This is a genomic window from Streptomyces sp. NPDC097619 (genome assembly GCF_040302735.1).
GTDB lineage: Bacteria > Actinomycetota > Actinomycetes > Streptomycetales > Streptomycetaceae > Streptomyces.
In genome coordinates, this window is the sequence record NZ_JBEOSD010000007.1 from 94,592 (window position 1) to 105,106 (window position 10,515).

9 protein-coding genes are annotated in these 10,515 nt (G+C 74.9%); 4 read left to right on the top strand and 5 right to left on the bottom strand.

Features of this window, described 5'->3' with window-relative positions; all coding sequences use genetic code 11:
- The first annotated feature begins 21 nt into the window (after positions 1-21).
- Positions 22-1,029, top strand: coding sequence for an EamA family transporter (locus ABTZ17_RS03665; RefSeq protein WP_352193841.1), 1,008 nt, complete (start codon positions 22-24; stop codon positions 1,027-1,029).
- A 47-nt stretch (positions 1,030-1,076) separates the two neighbouring features.
- Here the strand turns inward: ABTZ17_RS03665 and ABTZ17_RS03670 are convergent, their stop codons facing one another.
- Positions 1,077-1,766, bottom strand: a complete 690-nt coding sequence (locus ABTZ17_RS03670; protein ID WP_352193842.1) for a TetR/AcrR family transcriptional regulator — start codon at positions 1,764-1,766, stop codon at positions 1,077-1,079.
- Positions 1,767-1,859: 93 nt separating this feature from the next.
- Here ABTZ17_RS03670 and ABTZ17_RS03675 point away from each other — a divergent pair, with 93 nt between their 5' ends.
- The gene (locus ABTZ17_RS03675; protein WP_352193843.1) at positions 1,860-2,915 is read left to right on the top strand and encodes an aldo/keto reductase; all 1,056 of its coding nucleotides are present in this window, start codon (positions 1,860-1,862) and stop codon (positions 2,913-2,915) included.
- A 76-nt stretch (positions 2,916-2,991) separates the two neighbouring features.
- On the opposite strand, the gene ABTZ17_RS03680 is transcribed toward ABTZ17_RS03675, so the two are convergent.
- The 4 genes from ABTZ17_RS03680 to ABTZ17_RS03695 form a co-directional block, all read right to left on the bottom strand.
- Entirely contained in the window at positions 2,992-3,711 is a 720-nt protein-coding gene (locus ABTZ17_RS03680) for an enoyl-CoA hydratase/isomerase family protein (RefSeq protein ID WP_502994585.1), read from the bottom strand.
- Positions 3,712-3,888: 177 nt separating this feature from the next.
- Positions 3,889-6,123, bottom strand: coding sequence for an acetate--CoA ligase family protein (locus ABTZ17_RS03685; RefSeq protein WP_352193845.1), 2,235 nt, complete (start codon positions 6,121-6,123; stop codon positions 3,889-3,891).
- Positions 6,124-6,510: 387 nt separating this feature from the next.
- On the bottom strand, positions 6,511-7,575 hold the full coding sequence (locus tag ABTZ17_RS03690; RefSeq protein ID WP_352193846.1) for a cobalamin-independent methionine synthase II family protein: 1,065 nt from the start codon (positions 7,573-7,575) through the stop codon (positions 6,511-6,513).
- A 467-nt stretch (positions 7,576-8,042) separates the two neighbouring features.
- Positions 8,043-9,236 carry a flavin-containing monooxygenase gene (locus ABTZ17_RS03695; protein ID WP_352193847.1) on the bottom strand — a complete coding sequence of 398 codons (1,194 nt, stop codon included), beginning with the start codon at positions 9,234-9,236 and terminating at the stop codon, positions 8,043-8,045.
- A gap of 247 nt (positions 9,237-9,483) precedes the next feature.
- On the opposite strand from ABTZ17_RS03695, the gene ABTZ17_RS03700 reads away from it, so the two are divergent.
- On the top strand, positions 9,484-9,936 hold the full coding sequence (locus tag ABTZ17_RS03700; RefSeq protein WP_352193848.1) for a DoxX family protein: 453 nt from the start codon (positions 9,484-9,486) through the stop codon (positions 9,934-9,936).
- Positions 9,933-10,424, top strand: a complete 492-nt coding sequence (locus ABTZ17_RS03705) for a Zn-ribbon domain-containing OB-fold protein (protein ID WP_352193849.1) — start codon at positions 9,933-9,935, stop codon at positions 10,422-10,424. Before ABTZ17_RS03700 ends, ABTZ17_RS03705 begins: the two co-directional genes overlap by 4 nt.
- Positions 10,425-10,515 lie beyond the last annotated feature (91 nt).

A 10,515-nucleotide genomic window follows, 5' to 3' on the forward strand; every position in this document is an offset into this window, starting at 1 on the left:
CCGGTGGCTTAGTCTGGAGGAATGTCCCGTTCCGCCGCTTCGCCCGACTCCGCGGTGCCCGCCGTCGCCACCGCCCCCCGGGCCGCCGCCCCCGCCCCCACGGGATCGGCCACCACCCCCGCCGAACCGCCGCGCGGCGGGTCCGCGCTGCTCGCGCCGGTGGCCCTGGTCATCGGCGCCGGGGTCTCCGTGCAGTTCGGGGCGGCCCTCGCGGTGACCCTGATGCCGAAGGCGGGCGCCGCCGGGGTGGTCGCGCTGCGACTGGCCGCGGCGGCCGTGGTGCTGCTGCTGGTCTGCCGCCCCAAGGTGCGCGGCTACGGCCGCGCCGACTGGGGCACCGTGCTGGCCTTCGGCCTCGCCATGGCGGGCATGAACGGCATGTTCTACCAGGCCGTGGACCGGATCCCGCTGGGCCCGGCCGTCACCTTGGAGGTGCTCGGCCCGCTCGCCCTGTCCGTCCTGGTGTCCCGGCGGCTCTCCAGCCTGCTGTGGGCGGGACTGGCCCTGTGCGGGGTGGCCCTGCTCAGCACGCACGGCGGTGGCTTCGGCGGCCTGGACCCGATCGGCGCGGCCTTCGCGCTCGGCGCGGGCGCCATGTGGGCCGCGTACATCGTCTTCAGCGCCCGCACGGGGCGCCGGTTCCCGCAGGCCGACGGGCTGGCCCTGGCCATGGCGGTGGCCGCCGTGCTGAGCCTGCCCATCGGGGTGGCGGACGCCGGGTGGGCCACCCTGACGGTGCCCTCCACCCTGGCCCTCGGGTTCGGCGTGGCCCTGATGTCCTCCGTGCTGCCCTACACGATGGAGCTGCTGGCGCTGCGCCGGTTGCCCGCCCCCACCTTCGCGGTGCTGATGAGCCTGGAGCCGGCGATCGCGGCCCTCGCGGGCCTGCTCGTCCTGCACCAGGGGCTGGCGTGGACGGACGCGCTGGCCATCGCCCTGGTGATCGCGGCCAGCATGGGTGCCGTCCGCGCCCAGTCCCGCGCGGCGGCCGCGACCGCCCCCGCGCAGGCTGCCCCGCAGCCGGGCTGATCGGGCCCGGCCCGTCGCCCGACCTCCGGTGAGGTCGGGCGGCCGGGTCAGGCGGCGCCGTTCGGCGTCCTGACATACGCCCCCGCCCGCGCCCCGGCCGCGGCGGCCCGGGCGGCCGCGGCGGCGTGCTCCGGCGTCAGAGGGTCCGGGGTGGTCAGCAGCCGGTAGTAGAGCGGGGCGGAGACGGCCCGGACCACCTCGGCCGGGTCGGTGCCCGCGGGGAGTTCCCCGCGCTCCACGGCCGCCGTCACGCAGGGGGCCCATTCGGCGACCCGGATCCGGTAGAAGCGGTGCAGGGCCTCCGCGGTACGCGGGTCGGTGGCGGCCGCCGCGATCACGGCCTTGAAGAGGGCGCCCTGGCGCGGGTCGGAGAGGGTGGCGCGGACCAGTTCCGCGTTGGCCAGGAGGTCCCCGTCGAGGCTCCCTGTCTCCGTGCGGGGCACGGACTCCTCGGCCATGTGCGCCAGCAGGTCCGCGACCAGGCCCGTGGTGGTGGCCCAGCGGCGGTAGACGGTGGTCTTGCCGACCCCGGCCCGGCGGGCGGTCTCGGCGAGGTCGAGTCCCGCGAACCCGGCCTCCGCGATCAGGTCGCCCGCCGCTTCCAGTACGGCGGTGCGGACCCGGGCGGTACGGCCGCCGGGCCGCAGGGTGCCGGGATCGGGGGACTGTTCAGGCCGGTCGACGGGGGGCTCCGGGGAAGCGGCGGGCCGGTTCGGGGGTGTGGCCTGCTCCGCCATAACGGGTCTCCAGTTCCATTAATGCGTCTCAGGTGCTAGCGTGGGGCCATCTTAAGGGGGCTGAGGTCCCATTAACGAATTGGGGGTTGCGTCATGGAGTACAGGAAACTCGGTGCGTCCGGCCCGGAGGTCTCGGCGCTCAGCTTCGAAGCGGGCACGTTCGGCGGCTCCGGCCCCCTCTTCGGGGCCTGGGGGGACACCGGGGTCCGGGAGGCCCGGCGGATGGTGGACACCGCCCTCGACGCGGGCATCACCCTCTTCGACACCGCCGACGTCTACTCGGCCGGGGCCTCGGAGAGCGTCCTCGGCGAGGCGGTGCGCGGCCGCCGGGACCGGCTGCTGATCTCCACGAAGGCCGGGCTGCCCACCGGCGACGGGCCCGGGGAGGCGGGCACCTCCGGGCCCCGGCTGGTCCGGGCCGTGGAAGCGGCGCTGACCCGCCTGGGCACCGACCGCATCGACCTCTTCCAACTGCACGCCTTCGACGCGGCGGTGCCCGTCGAAGAGGTGCTGGAGACCCTGGACGGACTGGTCCGCGCGGGCAAGGTCCGGCACGTCGGCGTCTCCAACTTCGCCGGCTGGCAGCTGATGAAGTCCCTGGCCGCCGCCGACCGCGACGGCCGCCCCCGCTACACCGCCCACCAGGTGTACTACTCCCTGGTCGGCCGGGACTACGAATGGGACCTGATGCCCCTCGCCCGGGACCAGGGAGTGGGGGCCCTGGTGTGGAGCCCCCGCGGCTGGGGCCGGCTGACCGGGAGGATCCGCCGCGGCCGGCCCCTCCCCGCCGGCAGTCGGCTGCACGCCACCGCCGACTACGGCCCGCCGGTGGATCCCGAGCTGCTCTACGACGTGGTGGACGTGCTCGACGAGCTGGCGGCCGAGACCGGACGGACCGTCCCGCAGGTTGCCCTGAACTGGCTGCTGTCCCGCCCCACCGTCGCCTCCGTGATCATCGGGGCCCGGGACGGGGAGCAACTGCGCCAGAACCTCGGGGCGGTGGGCTGGTCCCTGACCCCCGAGCAGACGGCCCGGCTGGACGCGGTGAGCCACCGCCCGGCCCCGTACCCGCACTTCCCCTACGAGCGGCAGGAGGGCTTCGCCCGTCTCAACCCGCCCGTGCTCCCCCTGCCGGGGGCCGCCGCCTGACCCGGCGCGCCCCGGAACGCGGCGGCGGGGCGGGGTACGGGGTCCCGGGGCGGCCCTCCGGGACCCCGCGTACGCCTCAGGCCCCGCGGAACTTCGGCGGACGGCGCTCCACGAAGGCGGCCACGCCCTCGTTGGCGTCCGCCGTGGTCATGTTGATCTCCTGCGCGGCGGCCTCGGCGGCCAGGGCCGCGGACCGGTCCTGCTCCTGCGAGGCGTTGACCAACTGCTTGGTCAGTGCCAGGGCGCGGGTCGGCCCCTCGGCCAGCCGGGCCGCCCAGGCGCGGGCCGTCCCGGCCAGCTCCGCGTCCGGCACCACCCGATTGACCAGGCCCAGCGACAGGGCCTCGGCGGCGGGCACGGCGTCCCCGAGGAACAGCAGCTCCTTGGCCTTCCGCTGCCCCACCAGGCGGGGCAGCAGCCAGGCCCCGCCGCCGTCGGGCACCAGCCCGCGCCGGACGAACACCTCGATGAACTTCGCCGATTCCGCCGCGAGGACGAGGTCGCAGGCCAACGCCAGGTGCGCGCCGATCCCGGCCGCCGTGCCGTTCACCGCGGCGATCACCGGCTTCTCGCAGTCCAGCACGGCCGTGAACAGCCGCTGCGCGCCGCGCCGGATCATCCGGGCCACGTCCCCCGCGACCCGCTCCCCGCCGGACGGGGCGCCGCGCAGGTCGGCGCCGGCGCAGAAGCCCCGGCCGGTGGCCGTCAGCACCACCACCCGCACGGACGGGTCCGCCGAGGCCCCGTCGAGGAGGGCGATGAGGCGTTCGCGCTGTTCCCAGGTCACGGCGTTCATGGCCGCCGGGCGGTTCAGGGTGATCCAGCGGATCCCGTCCGCGTCCTCGTGCAGCAGGTCCTCGTGGGGCGGTTCTCCGTGCGGCTCGTCCCCCGTCGCCTTCGGGGTCGGCCCCGGGGTCGTCTTCGGGTTCGGTGTCGGTCCGTTCGGTGGGGTGGGGGTCATCTCTCGGGCTCCTCAGCGGCAGACGGCCAGGGCGTCCAGGGCCACCGCGCCCTGGCCCCGGGGCAGCACCATCAGGGGGTTGACGTCGAGTTCGGCGAGTTCCCCGCCCAGTTCCAGGGCCATCCGCTGGACCCGCAGGACCACTTCGACCAGGGCGTCCACATCGGCGGGCGGGGCCCCGCGGACCCCTTCGAGGAGGGCGTGGCCGCGGAGTTCGCCGAGCATGGCCCGGGCCTGGCGTTCCCCGAAGGGCGGGACCCGTACGGCGGTGTCCCGCAGCACCTCCACCAGCACCCCGCCCAGCCCGACCGTCACGGTCGGCCCGAACAGCGGGTCCTGGGTGACGCCGACGACCATCTCCACCCCCCGCTCGACCATCTGGCAGACCAGCACCCCGTCGAGGGGCACGTCCTCGTAGCGGGCGATGTCGGTCAGCTCGCGGTAGGCGTCGCGGATCTGGCTGGCGGAGGTCAGTCCGACCTTGACCAGGCCCAGTTCGGTCTTGTGGGCGAGGCGGGGGCCGCTGGCCTTCATCACCACCGGGTAGCCGACCAGCCCGGCGGCCCGGACGGCCGCGGCGGCGCTGGTGACCAGCTGTTCGCGGGGCACCCGGATCCCGTACGCGCGGAGCAGCTGCTTCGCGGCGTGCTCGCTGAGCTGCTGGCCGGGCCGCATCAGGGCCTGGGCCTTGCGGAAGGACGGTGAGGGGGTGCGGGGGGCCTCGTCGAAGGGGGAGCGGTAGCCGGTGGTGAAGCGGTGGTGGTCGAGGTAGGCGCGGACCGCGGTGATGCAGTTGCCGAAGGTGCGGAAGGTGGCCACGCGGGAGGAGCCGAGGAGGGTGGTGCGGTAGGCGTCCTCGGTGCCCACGGGCGAGCCCCACACGACGCAGATCGGCTTGTCGGTGGTCTCGGCGGCGTCCACCAGGTCCTGGGCGAGCTTGTCGCTCATCGGGGGGAAGGGGCCGGTGATGGGACAGATCAGCACCCCGACGGAGGGGTCCGCGAGGATCGCGTCGATGATCTTCCGCCCGCGCCAGTCGCCCACCGGGTGGCCGCCGTTGTCCACGGGGTTGGCCACGTCCAGGTACTCGGGGATCCACTGGTGGAGCTCGTCCTGCTTGGCCCGCGAGAGGGTGGGCAGGGTGAGTCCGGCGGCGGTGGCCAGGTCGGAGAAGTGGGCGCCGGTGCCGCCGGATATGGAGTACACGGCCACGCCCTCGGCCACCGGCCGGCGGGCGCGGGCCAGCAGGGCGGCGGTGTCCTGGAGCTCGTCGAGCCCGTTCACCCGGATCACGCCGTACTGGCGCATGGCGGCGTCGACCACGGTGTCCGCCCCGGTCAGCTTGCCGGTGTGGGAGGCGGCCATCCGGGCCCCGGTCTCCGTCCGCCCCACCTTGACCGCCACCACCGGGACGCCCTTGCGGGCCGCGTGGTCGGCGGCCAGGAGGAAGGACCGGCCGTCCTTGAGGCCCTCCACGTAGCAGGCGATGGCCCCGACCTCGGGGCGGTCCGCGAAGTAGGAGATGAAGTCCGCCGTCTCCAGGTCGGCCTCGTTCCCCGTGGGTGCCCAGTGCGAGAGGCGGACGCCCAGCTCCTGGAGGGTGTAGACGGGGCGGCCCTGGTGCCCGGACTGGGTGATCAGGGCGATGGCGGGCCCGTCCAGGTCCTCGCGGAACGGCTCGAAGGCGTTCAGGTTGGTGTTCGGCCCCAGCAGGCGGATCCCGGAGCCGCGGACGGCGGCGGCCAGCCGGTCCTGGGCGGCGGCACCGGCCTCGCCGGTCTCGGCGAACCCGGAGGCGAAGGCCACCGCGAACCGCACCTTGGCCTCGGCGAGCTGCTCGATGATCGGCAGCGGATCCGCGACGAGCAGCACGGCGAGGTCGACCTGCTCGGGGAGCTCGGCCACGGAGGGCACGCAGGGCAGCCCGAACACGGTCTCCCGGGAGGGGTGCACGGGGTGCAGGCGGGCCCCGACCCGCTCGGCCCAGGCGAGGAGCCGGCGGGTGATGCCGGTGTTCGGTCTGCCCTCGGCGTCGGAGGCGCCGACCACGGCCACGGACTCGGGCCGGAAGAAGCGGTCGAGATCGGGGACCACGGCGCGCAGCGGGCGACCGCTGACGTCGAGGTCGACGGCGTCGTCCGGGGCCGGGGCGGCCGTGGAGTGGACGGCCCGGCGGGGGGTCTCCCCGCATGCCTCGACGCGCGCGCGGAAGTCGGTGGTGAGGGTGCCGTGAGTTGATCCAAGCATCGTTCCGCCCGCTCCTGCTCGATGAAGCCGATGTACCGGGTAAACTGACGTGTAGTCAGATTACTTAACTGACGGCGCGTCAGGAACAGGTGGGACGCAACCGGCTGTGAACGGGCGGCTGCGGAGCGGGTCCTCGGGTGGTGCGGGTCCTCGGGTGGTCCGGGGCTCGGCGGGGTGGGCGGGGTGCCGGGCGGGGCGGAAGCGACGACGGCCCCGGGCCGCGCGAGGCGACCCGGGGCACGCCGGGGGAAGAACCGCTTCCGGATGGCGGCCCGGATCGCGGCGGTGGTACCCGGGGTGGGGCCCGGTATCTGGGGTGGTGCGCCCGGGGTGGGGCCCGGGGTCAGGGGTGGTGCGGCGGTGCGGCCGGGGCGGGGCCCCGGGGTCTCAGAGGCCGAGTTCCTTGGCGGCCAGGGCGGTGCCCTCCACGCGGGCCCGGATCTTGGCAAAGGCGGTCTCCCGCGAGGTGGAGGTGTCGTCGGCGAAGGGGGCGAACCCGCAGTCGTCGCAGGTGCCGAGCCGGTCCGCAGGCAGGTGGCGGGCGGCGGCCAGTACCCGGTCGCGGATCTCCTCGGGGGTCTCCACCCGCGGGTCGATCGGGTCGGTGACCCCGATGAACACCCGGGCGTCCGCCGGCAGGTGCTCGGCGATCACCGCCAGCACCCGCTCCGGGTCGGCCTCGCTGGCGAGCTGCACGTAGAAGTTGCCGGCCTTCAGCCGGAACAGCTGCGGCAGCAGGCCCGCGTAGTCGATGTCCGCGCTGTGCGTGGAGTCCAGGTCGCCGCCGGGGCAGGTGTGGACCCCGATCCGGGCCCGCTCCTCCGGGGTGAACCGCTCCAGGACGGTGTTGTTCAACGCGATGAAGTCCTCCAGGACCCCGCCGCTCGGGTCGAGCTTGAGGGAGAGCCGTCCCTCGGTGAAGTCGAGCTGCACCACGTGCGCGCCCGCGTCCAGGCACTGCCGGATGTCGGCCTCGGCCTCGTCGGCCAGATCCGCGAGGAACCGCTCCCGCGGGTAGCCCTCGATGCCGGCGGCCGGGTAGAGCAGGCTGAGCGCGGAGGGGGCGATCACGGCCTGCTTCACCGGCAGGTCGGTGTGGCGCTGGGCCTCCCGCAGGAAGGTCACGGCGTTGGCGCCGTACTTGAACGGTCCCTGGGTCAGGGCGGGCAGCTGTCGCTGGTGCCCGTCCGCGAAGGGGATCACCGCACCGTCCGGGCTGAGACCGGAGATCCCGGCGAGCGGGTACGTCACGAAGCTCAGCTTCGACTGCTCCCCGTCCACCAGGACCGGGCTGCCCAGCCCGGCCAGCGTGCTCAGGGTGTCCGCGGTGGCCTTGACCTGGAGGGCCGTCAGCTCCTCGGCGGGGGCCGAACCCTGGGCGTGCAGGGCGATGGCCTGCTGCAGGGCGGCGGGGCGCGGGAGGCTACCGATCGGCTCGGTGGGGATGCTCATGCGGGGGACCCTAGGGAGCCCCCGGAGCGGCGGGCAACAGGCCGGGCGGGCGCCGCGCGGGTCGCGCGCGCGGGCGCGAGACGGCGCCGGAGCCGGGCGGGTGCCGGTCCTCGCAGGTCAGGGTGGGTGTCGGCGCGGGCCGATCGGAGGCGGGGTCGGCCCGGCCGGAAACCGACCGAAAAGGATCGGTCTTGATTTCCGTCGTTTTTCTCGGTTTTCGGGGTGCGGGGTGGGGGTGAGTGGTATGGCGTCTGGCCTGGGATGGTCCGGCCGCGGCGGGGCGGTGCGGTGCCTGCCCGGGGCGGGGTGCCGTGGTGAGCCGTACGGTCACATGTGATGCCACAGTCCCACACGTGACGTTGCACCGATGCCGGAACGGATGACACGTGACATCTCCCACAGCGACCGGACCCGGGGGAGGGAGCGGGGCAGGGGCCCCGGCGGAGCCCCTGCCCGAGCCCCGTGCCTCAGCCGCGCTTGCGCGGGGGGCGGGACAGCGCGCGGGCCAGGCGCTCGGCGTCCAGGGCCAGTTCGCGGAACATGCCGCTGATCGGGTTGGTGTACCCGGTGAAGTACAGGCCGGGGGCGGCGGGATGACTGCGGACCCCGTGCACGAGGGGGCGACCGCGCTCGTCGAGCACCCCGAGCCCGCCGACCAGCTCCTCCAGGCCGCGCCGGTAGCCGGTGGCCGCGATGACCGCGTCCGGGGTGATCCGGCTGCCGTCGGCGAGGACCACCGCCTCCCCGTCGAAGGACTCCACCGCCGCGACCGGTCGCACCCGGCCGCCGCGGACCGCGTCGATGAGGCCCACGTCCTGCACGGGGATGGCTCCTTCGCGGACCCGGCTGTACAGCCCGGTGTCCGGGCGCGGCAGCCCGTGCTCCGACAGGTCCGGTACGGAGATCCGGGCGACCAGTCGGCCCAGCCGGTCCACGAGCGGCACCGGCAGGCGCCGCACCAGGATCCCGGTCCGCTGCGCGGGCCAGCCCGCGGTGGAGCGGCGCACCAGGTGCGGGACCGTGCGCACGGCCAGTCGGACCCGCGCCGCGCCGCCCTCGACCAGGTCCACGGCTATCTCGGCGCCGGTGTTGCCCACGCCGACCACGAGCACGTCCCGGCCCTCGTACGGCCCGGCGTCGCGGTACTCGGCGGCGTGCCGGAGCTCCCCGGTGAAGCCGTCGGCGCCGGGCCAGTCCGGCAGGCGCGGGGTGTGGTTGAAGCCGGTGGCGACGACCACCGCGCTCGCGGTGAGGACCCGGCCGCCGGAGGCGTGCAGGAGCCAGTGGCCGCTGCCGTCGTCCGCCCGCTCCAGTCGGGTCACCTCCACCCCGGTGGCCAGCTCCAGTTCGTGGTGCTCGGCGTACTTCTCCAGGTACCGGACCACGTCCGCGCGGGCCACCCAGCGGCCGAAGCGGCGCGGCATGGGCAGTCCGGGGAGTCCGGAGAGGCGGCGGGTGGTGTGTAGGCGCAGCCGGTCGTAGTGGGCCCGCCAGGAGGCGCCGACGGCGGGGGACTTCTCCAGGACGACGGCCCGGACCCCGCGCGCGCCGAGCGCGGCGGCGACGGCCAGACCGCCTGGTCCGGCGCCGATGACGCAGACGGGCGGTGCGGTGGATCCGTCGGCGTCCCTGAGGTGCGGGGTCCCGGTGGTTTCGGCCATGGGCCGTGAGCGTATCGGCACAGCGCGTTGATGGGTCTCGGTCAAGGAGGGATCCGGTTGCGAATCGATCACGGTGCGTGTCGTGCGCCGGAGCGGGCGCCGTCCGGAGCGTGCGGGGGCGGGCCCTTCGGCCGGGGCGGTCGGCGCCGGACCCCTTGCGCGGGGCGGGGGGATCCGCTGAACTGACGTACCGTCAGATGTGTGTGGGCGGGAGAGGCGGGAGAACCCGCGGAGGGGAGCGTGCCCGGTGCAGACCGTCTGGCTCGGCGGGGCCGAATGGCTCGCGGTACTGCGGATCGGCCTCGGCCTGTGGTGGCTGGAGAGCTGGCGGCACAAGGACAGGAAGGGCTGGTTCGAGCGGGGCACCGGCATCGCGTGGGCCGGGGACGTGGCGGCGAAGCACCGGTGGCCGGTGGTGCGGACCGGCTTCGAGAAGGTGGTCGCGCCACGACCGAAGGCGATGGCGTACGTGGTGGTGTACGCGGAACTCGCCCTGGGGCTCGGCCTGGTGTCCGGGTTCCTCACCCCCGTGGCCCTCGTCGGCGGCCTGCTGCTGAACCTGCTCTACCTGGTCCTGATGATCCACGACTGGGCCGAGCAGGGGCAGAACGCCATGATGGCCCTGATCTCGCTGGTGGCCCTGTTCGCGATGAGCTGGCAGACCTGGTCGCTGGACAGCGCGTTCGGACTCTTCCTGTGACGGGCGGGGCTTCGGGCACCGCCGGGCGTCCCTCGGGAACCGGCTCCGGCCCGCGCTACGACCTGCCCGAACCGGACGCCTTCACCCGGCCCTACTGGGAGGCCGCGGCCGAGGGCCGTCTGCTGCTCCGCCGCTGCGCGGACTGCGGCAAGGCCCACCACTACCCGCGGGAGTTCTGCCCGCACTGCTGGAGCGAGGCGGTCTCCTGGGAGCGGGCGACCGGCCGGGCGGTGCTCTACACCTGGTCCGTGGTGCACCGCAACGACCTGCCGCCCTTCGGCTCCCGCGTCCCGTACACGGCGGCCGTGGTGGACCTCCCCGAGGGCCCGCGCATGATGACCGAACTGGTCGACTGCCCGGAGTCGGCCCTGCGCATGGGGCTGCCGCTGGTGGTGGCCTTCCGCGGGACCGGTGCCGGGACCGGTCCCGCGGAAGGCGGTGGTGGCGGGCCGGCCGTGCCGGTCTTCCGGCCCGCGGACCCGCTCTAGGTCGTGTCTTTCGGATCTTGCCGGTCAGGCCCGCGGCGTCTGGTGCCGTGCCTCGCAAGGCGCCGGGAAGCCTGCCTACTGGACGTAATCA

Coding starts and splice junctions, on each gene's coding strand:
- ABTZ17_RS03665 (WP_352193841.1), top strand. CDS start 22: ATGTCCCGTTCCGCCGCTTCGCCCGACTCCGCGGTGCCCGCCGTCGCC.
- ABTZ17_RS03670 (WP_352193842.1), bottom strand. CDS start 1,766: ATGGCGGAGCAGGCCACACCCCCGAACCGGCCCGCCGCTTCCCCGGAG.
- ABTZ17_RS03675 (WP_352193843.1), top strand. CDS start 1,860: ATGGAGTACAGGAAACTCGGTGCGTCCGGCCCGGAGGTCTCGGCGCTC.
- ABTZ17_RS03680 (WP_502994585.1), bottom strand. CDS start 3,711: ATGAACGCCGTGACCTGGGAACAGCGCGAACGCCTCATCGCCCTCCTC.
- ABTZ17_RS03685 (WP_352193845.1), bottom strand. CDS start 6,123: ATGCTTGGATCAACTCACGGCACCCTCACCACCGACTTCCGCGCGCGC.
- ABTZ17_RS03690 (WP_352193846.1), bottom strand. CDS start 7,575: ATGAGCATCCCCACCGAGCCGATCGGTAGCCTCCCGCGCCCCGCCGCC.
- ABTZ17_RS03695 (WP_352193847.1), bottom strand. CDS start 9,236: ATGGCCGAAACCACCGGGACCCCGCACCTCAGGGACGCCGACGGATCC.